This window comes from Labrys sp. (in: a-proteobacteria), from assembly GCF_047605565.1.
Classification (GTDB): domain Bacteria; phylum Pseudomonadota; class Alphaproteobacteria; order Rhizobiales; family Labraceae; genus Labrys; species Labrys neptuniae.
Genome location: NZ_JASGFM010000013.1, coordinates 120,929 through 137,797, shown reverse-complemented (window position 1 = coordinate 137,797; position 16,869 = coordinate 120,929). Strand labels below are relative to the sequence as shown.

Annotated in this window: 14 protein-coding genes; 5 read left to right on the top strand and 9 right to left on the bottom strand. The window is 63.1% G+C overall.

Annotation, left to right across the window (positions count from 1 at the left end):
- Position 1: 1 nt before the first annotated feature.
- The 3 genes from QM672_RS14250 to QM672_RS14240 form a co-directional block, all read right to left on the bottom strand.
- Positions 2-286, bottom strand: coding sequence for an acyl carrier protein (locus tag QM672_RS14250; protein ID WP_068285961.1), 285 nt, complete (start codon positions 284-286; stop codon positions 2-4).
- A gap of 106 nt (positions 287-392) precedes the next feature.
- Entirely contained in the window at positions 393-1,556 is a 1,164-nt protein-coding gene (locus QM672_RS14245; RefSeq protein WP_311943713.1) for a hypothetical protein, read from the bottom strand.
- Positions 1,557-1,612: 56 nt separating this feature from the next.
- Entirely contained in the window at positions 1,613-2,647 is a 1,035-nt protein-coding gene (locus QM672_RS14240; RefSeq protein ID WP_415083279.1) for a helix-turn-helix domain-containing protein, read from the bottom strand.
- A gap of 622 nt (positions 2,648-3,269) precedes the next feature.
- On the opposite strand from QM672_RS14240, the gene QM672_RS14235 reads away from it, so the two are divergent.
- The 3 genes from QM672_RS14235 (at position 3,270) to QM672_RS14225 (ending at position 5,606) form a co-directional block, all read left to right on the top strand.
- Positions 3,270-3,737 (top strand): VapA/VapB family virulence-associated protein, encoded by a 468-nt coding sequence (locus QM672_RS14235; protein WP_311943710.1) that lies wholly within the window; start codon positions 3,270-3,272, stop codon positions 3,735-3,737.
- Positions 3,738-3,970: 233 nt separating this feature from the next.
- Positions 3,971-4,768 (top strand): ABC transporter permease, encoded by a 798-nt coding sequence (locus QM672_RS14230; RefSeq protein WP_311943708.1) that lies wholly within the window; start codon positions 3,971-3,973, stop codon positions 4,766-4,768.
- The gene (locus QM672_RS14225; RefSeq protein WP_415083278.1) at positions 4,752-5,606 is read left to right on the top strand and encodes an ABC transporter ATP-binding protein; all 855 of its coding nucleotides are present in this window, start codon (positions 4,752-4,754) and stop codon (positions 5,604-5,606) included. The genes QM672_RS14230 and QM672_RS14225 overlap by 17 nt, the downstream gene beginning before the upstream one ends.
- A 101-nt stretch (positions 5,607-5,707) precedes the next feature.
- Here QM672_RS14225 and QM672_RS14220 read toward each other — a convergent pair whose 3' ends face one another.
- The 5 genes from QM672_RS14220 to QM672_RS14200 all read right to left on the bottom strand — a co-directional run bounded on the left by QM672_RS14220 (position 5,708) and on the right by QM672_RS14200 (position 13,125).
- Positions 5,708-7,558: a class I SAM-dependent methyltransferase gene (locus QM672_RS14220; RefSeq protein WP_415083277.1), complete on the bottom strand. Its 1,851-nt coding sequence runs from the start codon at positions 7,556-7,558 to the stop codon at positions 5,708-5,710.
- A gap of 77 nt (positions 7,559-7,635) precedes the next feature.
- Positions 7,636-8,187 (bottom strand): sterol desaturase family protein, encoded by a 552-nt coding sequence (locus QM672_RS14215; protein WP_311943700.1) that lies wholly within the window; start codon positions 8,185-8,187, stop codon positions 7,636-7,638.
- Positions 8,188-8,335: 148 nt separating this feature from the next.
- Positions 8,336-10,027, bottom strand: a complete 1,692-nt coding sequence (locus tag QM672_RS14210) for an ABC transporter ATP-binding protein/permease (protein WP_415083276.1) — start codon at positions 10,025-10,027, stop codon at positions 8,336-8,338.
- Between the two features lie 14 nt (positions 10,028-10,041).
- Positions 10,042-10,773, bottom strand: coding sequence for a hypothetical protein (locus tag QM672_RS14205; protein WP_415083275.1), 732 nt, complete (start codon positions 10,771-10,773; stop codon positions 10,042-10,044).
- Between the two features lie 9 nt (positions 10,774-10,782).
- Positions 10,783-13,125, bottom strand: coding sequence for a TonB-dependent hemoglobin/transferrin/lactoferrin family receptor (locus tag QM672_RS14200; RefSeq protein WP_415083274.1), 2,343 nt, complete (start codon positions 13,123-13,125; stop codon positions 10,783-10,785).
- Between the two features lie 336 nt (positions 13,126-13,461).
- On the opposite strand from QM672_RS14200, the gene QM672_RS14195 reads away from it, so the two are divergent.
- A complete protein-coding gene (locus QM672_RS14195) occupies positions 13,462-14,532 on the top strand; it encodes a siderophore-interacting protein (RefSeq protein WP_311943692.1) in 1,071 nt (356 codons plus the stop codon).
- Between the two features lie 36 nt (positions 14,533-14,568).
- Here QM672_RS14195 and QM672_RS14190 read toward each other — a convergent pair whose 3' ends face one another.
- Positions 14,569-15,276, bottom strand: coding sequence for a GntR family transcriptional regulator (locus QM672_RS14190; RefSeq protein WP_415083273.1), 708 nt, complete (start codon positions 15,274-15,276; stop codon positions 14,569-14,571).
- A gap of 122 nt (positions 15,277-15,398) precedes the next feature.
- Between QM672_RS14190 and QM672_RS14185 the strand changes: the two genes are divergently transcribed.
- Positions 15,399-16,742 (top strand): glutamine synthetase family protein, encoded by a 1,344-nt coding sequence (locus tag QM672_RS14185; RefSeq protein ID WP_415083272.1) that lies wholly within the window; start codon positions 15,399-15,401, stop codon positions 16,740-16,742.
- Positions 16,743-16,869 lie beyond the last annotated feature (127 nt).

Genomic DNA, 16,869 nt, shown 5'->3' with positions numbered 1-16,869 from the left:
ATCAGGACTTTTCACTGGCAATGCGGGCCAGCACGCCGTCGATGAAGGATTTGAGATCCTTGGCCTCGGCGATCGAGCCATCCATCGGAATATAGACGTCGAACTTTTCTTCCACAGCCGTGAGGATCATCACGATATCGATGGATTTGAGGCCGAGCGTCTCGAAGGTCGCATCGGGCGTTACCTTCTCGCGATCCACCATGCCCTCGGATACGATCAGGTTGACGACCTCGTCATAGACACGCTGCGGATCGGACAGGATGTTATCTTTGGTTTCGGTCGACATCTTCTTCCTGGACACGTCCCTTGAGCAAAGCGCGTTCTAGCTAACCGCTCGATTGCTCAAGCTTTTTGTTTCAACGCGTTTTGCGATTCTAGGCAATGCCGTCAAATCACAAAACACTATGGGCGTCATGGGACTGAATCGATGCTTCAAAAACGCCGAAACGGCGTGTCGACCGGGCCCCGAGCCATTCAACTACGCTCGTCATGGCATAGTTATCGTCAAGAATCCAACCGCATTCCAAATCTTGCACACCGGTGATGGCAGCCCGGCGCATCAATTCATCCACCAGGATGAGCGCGACGCTGGCGCCGGAGACCGAGCCGACCAGGCGCGGCGCCACGCCGAACAGCACGGCGCGACCGCCTGCGAAGCGCTGCGTCAGCCCGCGCCATGCCAGTTTCAGCCAGCCCCAGGGAGAAGGCGAACCTCCTAGATCGCCGGTGATCTCGAAGACATTGGGCAGGAACAGTGCGAAGCCGACCAGTTCCCCCTGCCTTTCGACGAAAACGCCATATTCCGCCTTCAGCAACGGCTTGAAGGCCTTGATCATCGCCGACATCTCGGCCTGCGAGACCGGGACGAAGCCCCAGTTCGCTGCCCAGGAGCCGTTGAACAGGCACCGCCCGAGTTCGGCATCCTCGGCCAGCCTGTCCATGCGCATGGCGCGGATGTCGAACCCCTTGCGGCGGCGCTCCATGCCGAGCTTTTCGAGCCTGTCGGCAAGATCGCTGCGGCGCCGGTCGAAGCCATAGGAATGCAGCGTCTTCGCCAGCTTGAGGCCGGCAGCCTCCAGATGGGCGCGCAGATAGGGCGGGTGCCAGGGCATCAGCACCATGGGCGGTGCGGTGAAACCGTCGATCAGCAGGCCGGATTCGGCATTGATCGACAAGGTGAAGGGGCCGCGCATCACCTTGCTGCCCTTGCCGGCGAGATAGGCAGCGGCAATGCGTACCAGCTCGACCACCACCCCTTCGTCATCCACCGCATCGAGGCAGCCGAAGAAGCCGATGCCCTCATGCTGGGCGCCGGTGGCGAGGTGATCGATCTGCGCCGAGATGCGGCCGACGGCGCGGCCCTCTCCGTCATAGGCAAGCCAATACGCGGCTTCGCCATGGGTCCAGAAGGCACTTCTGGCCGGATCGATCAATTGCGCCCGGTCATGATCGAGCGGCGCGACATAATCGCTGTAACAGGCATAGATCCGCCGCGGCAAAGCGAGGAATTGCTTGAGCTCGCGCTTGGAGGAGACGGGACGGACGGTGACTTGCATGCCGCCCTTCTGTCAAGTTCGGACGGGAAAGGCAACGGCTGGCGGACAAGAGCGGCTCAGCCGCGGGCATCCGTCGGACTGACGCCGAATTCCTGGCGGAACAATCGGCTGAAATGGGCCGGATCCAGATAGCCGCAGCGCATGGCGATCTCGGCAATCGACACGCTGCGCGGCGCGCTGAGCAGCAAGTCGCGTGCACGCGCCAGCCGCCGCGCGCGAATGGCCTCGGCAATGGCGATGTCCTGCTCGGCAAAGCAGCGATAGAGCGTGGCACGCGAGCAGCCGAGCAGCCCTGCCAGCATGTCGGGATCGAAAGCGGGGTTGGCGAGATTGACGTCGATCAGCCGCATCGCCGCGGTGAAGACACTGCCGGCGACATCGAGATCCTCGTCCTCTGTCCGCCCCGCCACGTCGCGCAAGGCGAGATCGGCCAGATCGAGCGTGATCTGGAGCAGGCTGCTGCGCTCGTCGGGGTGGAGATTGTCGATCTCGCCGGCCAGCGCCCGCATCTGGGCGGCGAGGATGCGGCCGGCGGGCGAGGCCCCCAGCCAGCGGGCGAGCGCGGCCGAGGACGGAAGCTGCGGCCCCAGGATCGCTTCAGCACGTTCGCGCCTCATCGCCAGATGCACCGCTTCGAAGGCGGTCCAGGACAGCCGGCTCTCGGATCTGGCATCGAAGGCGAAAAATTGTCCGGCCGTGGCCAGGCTGCGCTCATCCCCTTCCTCGTGCCGGCGCTTTCCAGAGAGAACCAGGCCGATGGCGATATCGTCACCACCGTCCCGCTCGCTCTGCCCCCGGCGCCGTCCTCCTGCCAAAGCATGGGAACGCGTGGTGAAGATCGAACCCCCCGGCCCGATCACGCCTGCCCCCTCCGCCAGAAACGGCGAGGGGTCACTGCGCCGGTCCGCGTCGATCTCGTAGAGGGCGGCTTCGCGCCAGAAATCATAGCGCTCGTGCGGGCGATGGTCGCGAGTATCGAGACGCGCATAGACGGCCGCCTTGGGCAGACCATGGCGCCTCATCGACCACCGCCCCTCGCCGGGACGCCAGTTCCACGCATCCTTGCTCCAGTCGACAGTGGATCGCTTCACGCATGTCTCCCGAACAGGGTTGGCTCGTGCCCTGCCGCACGGCCTGACATCCAGCAACGAATAACATCTTCCGATGCTGCTGCAAGGGCAGCCCGCACGTGCTTGGGCAAAGAACGTGCGAGTGACAATCACAATATAACAACACATTTTTCAAAATTCGAATATCAGCAGCTTAACGGTCGCCTGCTTCGAATTCCGTGATGGAATTTTCATTTGCGGAACACCGCTACGACATTCATCTCAATAAAACTAAAGACCACCTCGCCCATGCTTGAACGTCAGCAAAACGAAAAACAAATATATAAATAATACTTCCATATTCAGAATACATTTTCCTGTATTTTTGTAGATTAATTCATCCAGAAGAGACGTTTATCCAAATATATCGAGACGCCTATCCTACCACCTTCGAGGTATTCAGGTCTATTTTAATAGCCAGAGACCGCCCCCTGAGCCTCGCCCATGATGCCCGTTCCGCGCGTGAGGCCGCCGATCAAAACGCCAAGGCGAGACTTGCCGTCCCGTTCCAGGGCCTGTCGTCACCGACCGCAGCCCCTGGCGAGAGAACCGAGAAAAAGAGCGCCTACGCGCCTGAACTTTGGATCAAGATCAGGAGAGTTCCATGGACGACGTCAAGTTGAACTACGACCCCGACCTTGCCGCCCGCGAGTTTGCAAACTCAATGGCAGGGCTGCTCGAGCAGGACCAGATCAAGGCCATCGCGGCCGACATCATGGGCACGGCGGCAGCCGACCAATATCCGGCCAAATGCACCATCATCAGCGCCATCTTCTATCTGCGCTTCACGATCGAAGTCACGACCGACAGAGGATATGGCCATGTCCTCAAGACCTTCACCGGCAATGCCGGTGGCGTTTCCAGTCCCGGCGGCGGCGTGATGTTCGGCACGGTATTCACCAAGGACCTCAACCGCCTCTATGCGGAAACCGTGAGCTTCCAGTTCAACGCCAGCCCCGTCATGCTGAATGTGAACTTCTTCAGCAAGGGCCACGCCCTGCTGGGCAACTTCATGTCGGGCGGCGTCAGCACGGTCGGCGGAACCGGCGGCGGCACCGGCCGCTGGAAATGACGAAGAGGTGGCAGGCCGCTCCCTTTGGCCTGCCACCGTCCCTGTGTGGGCATCGGGCGCAGGCAGTGAAGCGTTTACACTCAAACACGCTTTGCTCCATAGCGATTTGGCGGAATCACCAAGAATCGCAAAGACGCGTCGAACCAAAGGGTTAGAACAAAATAGCGTTCACACTTGAACGCGTTTTGCTCTAGGAAGGGGCTGAAGAAGCCTCGACTACCTGGAATTTCGTCTTGCTGCAGCCCTTTGCCGATATCTGGCGCCAGCGCGAACTGTTTCGCGCCATCCTGACCCGCGAACTGCAGGTACGCTTTCGCGGCTCGGTGTTCGGCTGGGCCTGGGCCGTGCTGGCGCCCCTGGTGATGCTGTCGATCTATACGCTGGTCTTCTCCGGCGCGCTCAAGGTCGGCGTCGCGCAGGACAGCGGCGGGCGCTTCGGCTATGCCTTCTCGATCTTCGTCGGCCTGATCGTCTTCAACTACTTCGCCGAGATCGCCTATCGCGCCCCGCTGCTGCTGGCCGAGCACAAGCACATCATCCGCCGTTCGATCTTCCCGCCGCAGATCCTGGCCTGGATCGCGGTGGCACGTGGCGGCGTCTACATGCTGATCGCGCTCGGCGTGCTGCTGACCGGCCAGATCCTGATCGACCAGTCGATCCACTGGTCCTGGCTCGCGCTGCCCTTCATCCTCCTGCCGCTCGTCCTCTGCCTGCTCGGTATCGTCTGGATTCTCTCCACCATCGGCGCGCTGACCAGCGACCTCAACCATCTGATCATCTCGATCATTCCGGTGGCAATGTTCGCGACGCCGGTGTTCTACGAGGCGGCGCAGGTGCCGGAAAACTGGCGCTGGCTTGCCTATCTCAATCCCCTCACCGGCATCATCGAGATGATGCGCACCGCCATCCTGCGTGGCACCTGGCCGGACAGCCTGCTCTATCTGGCCTGCCTCGCGGCCTCGCTTGCGGTATTCTATGCTGGCCAGACCCTGTTCATGCGAAAGAAGACGATCCTTGTCGACATCATCTGAACAGACGCTCGCGCAAGATCCAGCCCAGGATCCCACCCAGGGCCGTGCCCGAGATCACGCCCAAGACCGTCCCTTGGACCTCGCGGTCGAATGCCGCGACCTCGGCAAGGCCTATCAGTTCTACCGGCGCCCGATCGACCAGGTGAAGCAGGTGCTGTTTGGCGGCAGGAAACGCTATTACGACGAATATTGGGCGCTGAAGGAGATCGGTTTCGCCATTCCCAAGGGCGCGGCGGTCGGCATCGTCGGACGCAACGGCTCGGGCAAGTCGACCCTCCTGCAGATTCTGTGCGGCATCACCGCGCCCACCATCGGCTCGCTCACCGTCAAGGGCCGCATCGCCCCGGTGCTGGCGCTCGGGGCCGCCTTCGACTACGAGCTGACGGGGCGCGAGAACTGCTATCTGTCGGGCGCCATTCTCGGCCTCAAGCGTACGCAGGTCACCGAGAGGCTCGGCGCCATCCAGGAACTCTGCGGCCTCGGCGATTTCTTCGAGCAGCCGGTGAAGCTCTATTCCAGCGGCATGGGCGCCCGCCTCGCCTTCGCCATCTGCGCCCATGCCGATGGCGACGTGCTGATCGTCGACGAGGCCCTCGCCGTGGGCGACGATGCCTTCCGCGAGCGCTGCCGGACCCTGATCCGCGCCTTCCGCCAGCGCGGCACCATCCTGTTCGTCTCGCACGACCTCGACCAGGTCGCGGAATTATGCGAGCGCACGATCTGGATCGACCGCGGCCGCCTCCGGGCCGATGGCCAGACGCATGCCGTCATCACCGACTATCGCAAGGCCCTGGCTGAGGAAGCCGACGACCCCAACCGCTTTGCCTTCATGACCTGAGGCCACTGGTCCTGGGATCGCAGGCGTCCTCGCCTGATCTTGGAAGCGCTCCGGCAAGCCGATGGGAAGAGCAGGCGAGGACGCCTGCTCTTCCCAGGAAATTACCGCCAGAACCACCGCCTGGCTGGCTTGGCCGGCTTGCCGGGCTCCAGCAGAAAATTGGTGAGCTTGGGATAGGTCTGGCCGGACCATAGGATCGCATAGTTCCAGTCCCGCATGAGACGGCGGAACCGCGCCTCGTTGGCGTCGGTGACCTCGACGAAAAGAAGCGGGCGGCAGCGCTCTATGGTGGCTGCAAGCCCGCCCAGCACCTTCAGCTCCATGCCCTCGACATCGATCTTGATGAAATCGAAGCTGTGCCCGGCGAAGAGATCGTCCCCCTTGGCGATCTGCACCGGGCCTTCCTCGGCCTGCTGGATCACCGTGCCGCCCGTGTTGTGTTTGCTGTGGGTGAAAGTCTGTCCGGCACCGGCCTGGTCGCTCAGGGCGACCCCAAGATAGGCGAAGTCGACATTGGCCAAGCGGTTCAAGGCGCAATTGATGCGCAGGCAGGCAGCGGCCCCCGACTGCGGCTCGATCGGCACGATCACGCCCGCATCGGCGAATTTGCCGAGGAAGACCGTGTGATTGCCGAGATGCGCGCCGACATCGAGGATGCTGGCCTTCTCAGGAAGGCGCGCCCGAATGCGTTCCAGCTCCTCGGCTTCGTAGAACTGGCCGCTCGCATGGAAGGCCTGCACCGAATCCGCCTCGTCGTTGACGAGGAAGCTCACGCGCTCGGCCTGGTAATCAAACGAAATCACACTGCCGTCGACCCGGCTGATGTGATTGGGCCTGGCATCGAGCTCGTCGTCTGAAGCGACGGCGATCGAATCGAGCCAGAAATTCGGATAGCGATTGTCGAAGGATTCCGACTTCTCCCAATCGGGCAGAGCATTGCCCGACATGAGGCCGCGATGCCGGAATTCGAGGTCGACGACATCGCTGCCGCGGGTTTGCGCCTCGAAGCGTATTCGGCGCCGGCCTGCGCCCTCGAAATCGTAGGAGCCGATCTCTCTGTTGTCGACGACCACGCTGAAGCCCGGAGAGTCCGACAGGCGTTTGCGCCGCTCGTCGACACCGACCGGCCTCAGCTCGATATCGAAAGTCAGCTTCGTCGGTGCCTTCAGACCGAGTTTCAGCTGGACCAGCGACGTGTAGCCTTCCGTCACCGGCCGCCCGTTCTGAAGAGAAAAGCCGCGTACCAGTTGGGGCAGCGATTCGTTGAGCTTGCCCTGGAAGTCGATCTTGATCGGGAGCTTGAAGTTTTCCTCGATGCGATCGAAGCGGCGCGCGGGGAATTTTTGCACATTGTAGCGCTGCAGCCACCAATCATCGCCTTCCATGTTGAAGGCGGGGCGGTCGCTGCGCTGGAAATAGGCCGTCGCGCCCGTGATACCATGCGGGTGGAAGCCATCGTCCTGCATCAGGAAGCGATAGAGATTGTTGATCGTGGGTATGTGGATGTCGTCGACGATCAGGATACCGCCAGGCTTGAGGCGTTCATAGAAGGCGAAATATTCCAGCTCCGGAAACGGATAGCCGTGCGGACCGTCGATCAGGATGATGTCGACGTCATGCGTGAGCGGGTTCGCAAAGATCGTGCGCTGCGTCGGCCCAAAGACCCACTCCACATTGCTCTTCAGCCCCGGAAAGCCGCTGGCGAAGTTGACGCTCGAATTCGCCTCGGCGGTATCGTCGTAGCAATAGGCGGTGTGCGCCTCCGCGTAATGGGAGAACAGGATCGTCGAGGCGCCGCACCCCGTCTCGACGGTGCGGAGCGGCTGTCCTTTGAAATGATCCCTCAGATAATATTCCATGCGCTCGAGCGGCCCGGTCGTGAGGGTACCGGCTCGGTGGGCGCCACCGCGCTTGTTCTGATAGCGGACAATGTCGTGGACGAGATCGGGCATGATGCTCCGACCCTACGCGACGGGCGCACGCACGATCAATGCCCGAATGAGGGGCATCGAGCCAATCGTTTGCTCGATCAGGATGCCCGCCGCCGCTGGGGCTCGACATAGGTGGAGAAGATGTGGTCCCAGAAGGAAGTGACCACGCCGTAATTGCCTTCCTCGCCGCGATAATGATGCACCATATGGGCCAGACGCAGGCGATAGAGCAGGCTTCCCGGCTTCGACGGCCAGTGATGCGAGGCGTGGTGCACCAGCATATAGGCGACATAGCCGAGCAGGATCCCGCTGGTGAAGCCGCCGGCAAAGGCATGATTGGCGAAATAAAGCGGCAAGTAGAACACCAGGAAAATCACGCCCACGCTCAGGAAGGACGGCGCGCCGATCATGCCCTTGGGCTCCTGGTGATGGGCATCGTGCATGCGGTCGAAGAAGGGAACCGCGTGGTAGACCCAGCGATGCACCGCATATTCCACGAAAGTCCAACCGATGCAGCCCAGCACGAAAGCCATCGCCCAGATGCCGACGGCAGTGGCGTCATGCTGCAGAAGAGTCAAGACAAGCAGGCCGAAGGCCGCAGCAGGGCAGAGTACAAAATCGCCAAAATAGAGAATTTTGTTCAAACGCATGCGCTTCACCGTTCGATGCACTTTGGAAGCTGGAGCATATTTCTCCGCGATTGCGACAGTTTGAGGACAAAATGCTGCGTCCTAGCAGCGCGCTTTGGCCCCTCGCGGCCTTTCTTATCGCGGGGACGCTAGCAAGAACCGTGCCGATCTAGGACACTTCGAGTCCGGACCGATCCAGCTCGATCCGCCGCAGCGGCCCGAGGCCGGCCGGTTCGCGATGTGCCACCACCACGAAGCTCGTATGCGGCAGCGCCGTCCGCAGCACCGAGAACAAGTGCTTTTCGGCAACGGCGTCGAGGGCACTGGTCGGCTCATCGAGCACGGCCCAGTCCGGCCGCGCCAGGATCAGCCGCGCCAGAGCGAGGCGCTGCTGTTCGCCGCCGGAGAGGCCGATGGGTGGATCGCCGTCGTCGAGCCCCGGCAGCCGATGCTCGAGGCCGACCCGCTCGAGGGCCTCGACATAGGCTTGTCGCGGCAGCGCGTCGGGATCTTGCGGATAGGCCAGGACGGTGCGCAGATCCGCGAGCGGCAGATAGACCGCCTGCGGCAGGAAAGCGATTTGACGGCCGGCGGGCAGGCTCACCCTCCCCGTTCCGTGCGGCCACAGGCCGGCCATCGCCTTGATGAGGGTGGTCTTGCCGATGCCCGACGCACCGGATAGCCAGGCGTTTTCGCCTCTTTCCAACCGCATGTCCGCCAGGATGGCGAGAGGGCGCCCCTCGGGCGTCGCCAAGGCGAGGTCCTGGACCGTGAGATGATCGAGCCCGCTCGTGCCGGTCTTGACACCGCCATTGTCCCCGACCCGGCCGAGGGCAGCGAGGAAGCCGTCGAGACGCCGAATGGCCGCGGCGAGTTCGGCGAGATTGCGATAGGAGAAGATGAACCAGGACAAGGTGGTGACCACGTTCTGGAAGGCGGAAGCAAGCTTCATCAGCCCGCCCAGCGCGACCTGCCCGGCAAGATAGGCCGGCAGGGCCAGGAATATCGGGATGCGCAGCACGGTGCTGAAATAAGGCCTGGTGAAGCAGCCCAGGATGAGATCGCGGTTCATCAGCGCCCGCCAATTGCGCATAATGGCACCGAAGCGAGCGTCCAGCACGCGCCTTTCGGCGGCCTCGCCGGCCATCAGCGCCACGGCGTCGGATGATTCGCGGAGACGCGCGAGCGCGAAGCGGAAATCGGCCTCGCGGCTCTGCTGCTGTGCATTGAGCGCCAGCAGGGGGCGGCCGAGCCAATGGGTGAGACCGCTGGAGATCAGCACATAGACCGGGGCGGCCCACACCATGTAGCGCGGGATCTCCACCGCCACGCCGAACAGGGTGAAGGCGAGCGGAAAGGAGGACAGCGACCACAGCAAAGCCACATAGGACACCAGCCCCACAGCGCTGCTGACGACCTCCAGGCCTTCCTCGGTGAACTTGTCGACGAACAGCCGGCAGTCCTCGGCAATGCGCTGGTCTGGATTGTCGGGGATGGCAGCGGTCTGGCGCAGCCGCACATGGGTTCTGCCGCCAAGCCAGCGGTCGAGAGCGGCCGAGGTCAAGGCGTGCCGCCAGCGGATCTGCACGCTCTTGCGCAGATAGACCGCCACCAGATACATCGCCGCATTGACGGCGATCAGCAGGCCGAACACGCCGATCTGGCCGACGGCCGCTGCGGCATCCCGTTTTTCGAGGGCGCCGTAGAACTGGGCGTTCCAGTCGATCAGCAGCAGGCTGACATAGACACCGCCCAGATTGAGCCCGAGAACCACTGCGAGGAGGATAAGGCCCGTGCGTCCGCCTGGGCCGGCGACGCACAGGCACAGCAGCCGCCACGTCTGACTGATGATCCGTGGCATGATTCGCCCTTCGCTCAATCGCGGCGCGCGAGGACGGCAGCCGGACCGCGCACCGCCAGCCCGATCAGTTCGCCACGCGCATTCTCAGCCAGGAGTTCGACGCCATCCAGCCCGGCCCGATCCGCCCGCAACCGCCAGCGCCCGACGGCGCCGGCACGCAGATGCAGGTGGAAATCGGGCTGCATGACGTTGATGAAACCCATGGCCGGCTTGACCGCCTCGACACTGCCGGACCAGGCCTGCCTGAGGCCATCACGGCGCAACTCGATGGTCACGGGCACACCGGCGCAGCGAGCCACCTCGAAGGGAATTGCGCCCGGATCGCCTTCGGCCACCTCCGCCCGCGCCGCGGGTTCGACGGGCTCCGCCGCTTCTGCGGCCATGCCGCGCAGCCCGGCAATGCCGGCATCGAAAGGCTCGAGCCCGTCGAGGCCCACCAGGCTGAACCGTACGCCGCCATCCTTGCCATGAAAGTCGAGGCGCGGCAGCACCTTGTCCTTCATGCGGCTGGAGCGGTCGAGGATGACGGCGCCGAGCCCGGTCGTGTCGATATCGGCGTCGTGCGCCACCCCTGCCAGCCGCAGGGCCAGGCCGGAGCGTTCGATCCTGTCGACCGGCCCCATGCGCTCGTGGGTGGCCCCGCCCCCGCTGGCTGTGAGCATCACGCGGCCGAGACGTCCCGCCACCTCCAGGACGTCGGCGGCATGGTGCAGCAGGCGTTCGCGCTGCAATCGTTGCTGGCTCATGACGGATCCTCAAAAGGTGATGTTGGCGCCGAGCTTGAAGGTGCGGCCGGCGGCGGTCTGCAGTTCGAGCGGATTGGAGAAGGCGACGCTCGAGCTGGCCGTCCGGCTGTAACTGCCAGGCAGCGGCCAGCGGAAATAGCGGGTATCGGCGATGTTGAGGATGCCGGCCCGCAGCGTGATGTTCTCGGTCGGTTTCCAACTGCCCAGCAGATCGAACACGGCATAGCCGCCGGGCTTGAAGATGTCGGGGGTGCTGGTGCGGCTGACCTTGGAGGCGAAGGTGCCGATCATTTCGACTTCCAGCCCCTGTTCCGGCTTGGTCCAGCGCAGGCTGGCGACGGCCGTGAGGGGGCTGGCGCCGTTGAACGGGGTCCAGGGGGCGTCGCGCGTCGTCTTCTGGTTGCCGTGCTGGTAGGTGAGGCTGAAGCTCGACCCCCAGTTTTCGGCCCATTGCACCTCGGCGGAGCCTTCGATGCCGGTCAGCCGGACCTTGGCGCGATTGGCCCAGGTATAGTCTACCCCTGACCCCGAACTGGCCGGGATCTCCACGAAATTCTGGATGAAGTTGGTGTAGTCGGCATGGAAGGCCGACAGGGAGAAATAGCCCCAGCCGTAGCGCCCGCGCAGCCCCGCCTCGAAGGAGCGGACCCGCTCCGGCTTCAACTCCGGCGCCGGCACGAGATTGTTGTCCGGCAGGCCCGAGGAGGAGCCGGTATAGAGCTGCTCGGCATTGGGCATGCGGAAGCCCTCTGCATAGAGGCCGTACACCGAATAGGTCTCATTGAGCTTGTAGATGATGCCGAGCTTCTTGGTCAGCGCCGATTCCTCGCGCTGCCTGAGCACATAGCCGGGTACCGGCTGATAGTCGGACTTGGGCTTGGGCGTGATCTGGTTCCAGGAATAGCGCAGCGCCGGCGTGATCAGCAGCTTGCCGTCCAGCAGGCTGATCTCGTCCTGCACGAAGGCGTCGAGCCGCTTGGTGTTGGAATCGGCGAAGTTCCAGGTGTAGGGCACGACGGTGGCGTTGGAGACCGGCACGCCGCCCGGGGTGAACACCCGCGTAGTGCGATTGCGGACATAGTCGGTGTAGCCATATTCGCCGTCGAAGCCCCAGACCAGCTTGTGATCACTGCGCCCGAGCTTGAAGGACGAATCGATCTGCAGGCCGGCCTGCAGGAAGCGTTGCCCGAACTCGGTGACATTGTCCTGATATTGCTGATTGCCGTTGGCGAGGGTGCGGTGTTCGCGGCTGGTGACCTCGCGGCGCTGCGGCGACCAGGTGATGTTCCAGCGTATCTGGTCGGCGAAGGCGTATTCGGGCTTCCACAGGCCGTCGAGCGCGATGCGGTAGCGCGTCAATTCCTGGCTTCCCGTCCAGGAATGGATAAAGGGCAGTTGCGGCGGATTGGGATTGGCGGGCGTGCGCACCGTGGTGGGGCCGCGATTGTAGAGGGAGTCGACATCCCTGTTGCGGTCGAAGATCTCGCCGGTCAGCTTGAGCTCCAGTGATTCGGTGGGCCGCCAGACGATCTTGGCGAGGAAGTTCTGCCCGAGTTCATCCAGCGGGTTGAAGCTGCCGCAATCGATGGCGCCATATTCGACCCAGCGGGGGCAACCATAGCGGCCACCATCGGCCCGGGCGCGCGAGAGCTTGGCTTCGCTCGCCTTCTTGACCGAATATCCCAGCAGGATCTCGAGATTGGGAGAGACCCGCCAGGCTCCGAGGGCGGTATTCACCAGCGCCTTGTTGTAGCTGTCGAAATTGGTGCTCGCCTCCAGTCCCCAATTGCGCCCTTCCTTGATGATGTCGGCCGGGTCCTTGGTGGTGAAGGCGACCAGGCCGCCGACAGCATCGGTGCCATAGAGCGCCGAGGCCGGCCCCCGAATGATCTCGACCGACTTGATGAAGGGCAGGTCGACGAAATCGCGCGTGCCATCGGTGTTGCCATCGAGGATGCGCGAGCCATCGACACGCATCTGGATGCGGTTGCCGCCGACGCCGCGGATGGTGAAGCCGCCATTGCCACCGAAGGGATCCGTGCTCGAACTGTTGCGGCTCACGGTGATGCCCGGTTCGTAGCGGGTGAGATCATCGATGTCGCGCACCATATGCGACTTCAGCTCCTTGTCCGAAATCACCGTCACGGTGGCCGGGACGTCGAGAAGCTGACGCTTGGCGCGTTCCGCCACGACGGTAACCGGCTCCAGCATCACCGGTTCGTCAGTGCCGGCTGGCTCCGATGCAGCCGGAGCGGCGGGATGGTTCGGCCGCGGCCTGGCCTCCTGCGCCTGGGCCGCTATTGCACAGCCTGCCAGAAGGAGGCCAGCCGCCACAATGATCCTCGTCTCCATTACAACCCCCAAGTAAACCCCGAGGGCATAAACACGACGAAAGCAACATAAATCAACAAAAAATAATAATTCATTCCATAATTATATATATTCCAAAATACGCAGTAAAAATCAAGTCATTAAGCCCATAATTTATTCATAAAAACTCAAAACTGCACAATTTGGCATACCGTCCCATCTCCGCCCGACCCTTGATGCAAATCGGCGCCACACTTCACGGATGTTTGTCGCTGCACAGGTTTTAATTCATCTAAAATATTGATATTGAATCATTTTATGGATCAAGATAGGAGAATGGCCGCTTGCTGACAGCTTTCCTTACCGAGATATAGCGCCATGAGTATCCTGAATTCCGAGCTTCGTATCGAGACAATCCTTGGAAATGAATACTTGAATTCAATTTGCAACGACTTCGAGATGGATGAATTTCCAACCAGACGCTACGGGGAGACCGCCCAGGTCGACCTGCCACGCGGGCGAGGAAGCGCCTTTCTCGCCGCGCATCCGGGCGAATTGACGATCCGGGCCGAAGCCGCCACGGAGCAAGGCTTGTCAGCCCTCAAATTCATGCTCAGCCTGCGCCTCGAAAAGGTGGCGCAGGCCGAAAAGCCCGACCTGGTGTGGACGGGGGACGGGTGCGACCTTACCGTCCTGCCGGGCCTTCGCGAGATGCGGGTCAGTCAGGTCACCCAGGTGACACCGCTGATCCGCCGTATCACGCTTGCGGGCGAGGATCTCGAGCGCTTCACACGAGACGGCATCCATATCCGCCTGCTCATCCCGCCTGCGGGACTGGACAAGCCGGAATGGCCTCGTCCGGCCAGGAACGGGCGCCGCATCTGGCCATCGGAGGGACGCCGGCCGACGCAACGCCTCTACACGATCCGGCGTATCGATGCGGCGGCGGGTGAGGTCGACGTCGACTTCGTGCTGCATGGCGACGAGGGCGTCGCCTCAGGCTGGGCTGCGCGGGCAAAGCCGGGCGATATCGTCGGCATGCTCGGCCCCGGCGGCGGCGAGATCGATGACGCCGACTGGTACCTGATCGCCGGCGACGAGACGGCCATTCCCGCCATTGCCCGCATCTTCGAGGCGATGCCGGCCGAGGCACGCGGCTTCGCCCTGATCGAGGTGGCGGATGCCGGCGAGATCCAGGCCCTCGCCCCACCGGCAGGCATCGAACTCAAATGGCTCCTGAGGCAGGGGCGGCCGGCCGGCGAAAGCGACCTCCTGGCCGAAGCAGCCATCGCGGTGCCGCTTCCCTCCGAGGGCCGCTTCCAGTGCTGGCTCGGCGCGGAAGCCGAAACGGCCCGGCGGCTGCGCCACCATTGGCGCGAGGTCCTGCAGCTTCCCAAACATGCCGTCAGCGCCGTCGCCTACTGGCATCGCGGCGAAGCCGGCCACTGAAGCGGGAGGGGCGGCGCAGTTCCTCCGGAAGCTGCCTCAGCCCAGCGCCATCTTGCCGATGATGCGCATGCCGTCGCCGATATCGGCCTCGATGGCATCGCGCAGCCCCTTGGCGTCGCCCCGCTCGATGGCGGTGATGGCGCGATGATGCTGGTCGACGAGGCCGCTCATGTCGAGGTCCTCATAGACGAGGCGCATGAACGGGCCGAATTGCAGCCAGAGCGTCTCGATCAGCGGCAACAGCACCGACGAGGGCACCGCCGTGTAGATGGCGAAATGGAAGGCATGGTTGGCCCGCATATAGCCCTCGGCATCGTCTTCGGCGAGGCAACGCTCGACCTCGTCGTCATGCATCCGGATGGCGGCGAGGCGTTCGGCGTCGATGGCGGGTAGCGCCCTTTCGGCCGCCTCCCCTTCCAGCAGCATGCGCACGCGTACCAGTTCCTCGAAGCGGGCCGGCGTCATCAGGGGAACGCTGACCCGGCGCGTCGCGGTCAGGGTCAGGGCGCCCTCGGTGACCAATCGCGTCACCGCGGCCCGGACGGGCATCGGACTGACGCCGAGCATCTCGGCCAGCCCCCGCAGGGTCACGGCCCTGCCTGGGACGAACTGCCCGCCGACCAGGCCACTGCGGATCGCCGCATAGACCTTGTCATGCACGGGTGCCAGTTTGCTGGCGGGCTCGCTGCTGCTCGACTTGGGCGAACGCGACTTGGGCGAACTCGGCTTTGGCGAACTCGGCATGGGCAAAACGGACTCCATTTGACACCGCACAAATTTGTGATCACAATTAGTGCAGATGAAGGATGCGTCAAGATACGACGCATTCACAACCCCGGTGTACCATGGGATTCCAAACGCACGGCGTGAACAAACTCGCCGGCGACGCGGCTGGCTTGTCTTCGGCCCCGCAAGTCGACGTCATCGAAGTGCTGCTTCCCGACACCAACGGCATTCTCCGCGGCAAATGGCTGCCCGGCTCGGCGATCGACAAGGTCCTCAAGGACGGGGTGGCGATGCCGCAATCCATGTTCGGTCTCGACGTCTGGGGACGCGAGGTCGAGGAAACCGGCATTCATATCGAGACCGGCGACAAGGACGGCCTGTGCCGCCTGGTTCCTGGAACGCTCAAGCCGGTGCCCTGGTCCTCCCAGCCCGCCATGCAGGCGCTGATCTCGATGTATCTGCCGGATGGCCGGCCCTGGATGCTCGATCCGCGCCATATCCTCAAGTCCCAGCTCGACAAACTCACCGCCCTCGGCCTCAAGCCCGTGGTGGCCTTCGAGCTCGAATTCTATCTGCTGCAAGGCGGCAGCAAGCCGGGCGAGACGCCCAAGACGGTATTCCACCGCGATACGGGCCCCGCTCGCCAGAACATGTATTCGATCTCCGATCTCGACACCTTCGCGCCGGTGATCCAGGAGATGCGCGAGGCCGCCAAGATCCAGGGCCTGCCGGCCGATTCGGTGATTTCCGAGGCGGCGCCCGGCCAGTTCGAGATCAATCTCTACCATCGCGACGATGCCATGGCGGCGGCCGACGATGCCGTGCTGCTGCGCCGCATGATCCAGGGCGTGGCACGCAAGCACGGCCTCGTCGCCAGCTTCATGCCCAAGCCCTATCTCGACACTGCCGGCTCGGGCATGCACATCCATGCCAGCCTCCTCGATGCCGAGGGTGCCAATGTCTTCGCCAAACCGGATACCGGCGCCGACACCCTGCGCCATGCCGTGGGCGGCATGCTGACCCATATGCCCGAGACGGCGCTGCTGTTCGTGTCGAGCTATAATGGCTTCCGCCGCCTGATGCCGGGCTCCTATGCGCCGGTTTCGCTGACCTGGGGCTATGACAACCGCTCGGTGGCGGTGCGCATTCCCAATGGCAGCCCGGCCGCCACCCGTATCGAGCACCGCATCGCCGGTGCCGACGCCAATCCCTATCTCGTGCTCGCCGCCATCCTGGCCGCCATGCATGAGGGCATGGAGAAGAAGATGCCGGCCCCCGAACCGATCATCGGCAATGCCTATGATCTCGGCGCTCCCAGGCTGTCGGGCTCGATGCAAGAGGCCGTCGCCCTGTTCCGGGCCTCGGAGTTCGCCCGCCGGCATTTCGGCGAACACTTCGCCGAAGTCTATGCGGTGATGAAGGAACTCGAATGCGCCGAGTTCGAGCGCCGCATCTCGAGCCTGGAATATGAAACCTATCTGTAGTTTCGCAGCTCCACTCCTGACCGGTAACGGACTTGCTATATAAAACGTCACCAAAAACCCTTCGGAAGACTTGAGCAAGTTCAGCAGGGGTTCTAGCTTTCGCACGCCAGCGTCGCGTCCGGGAATG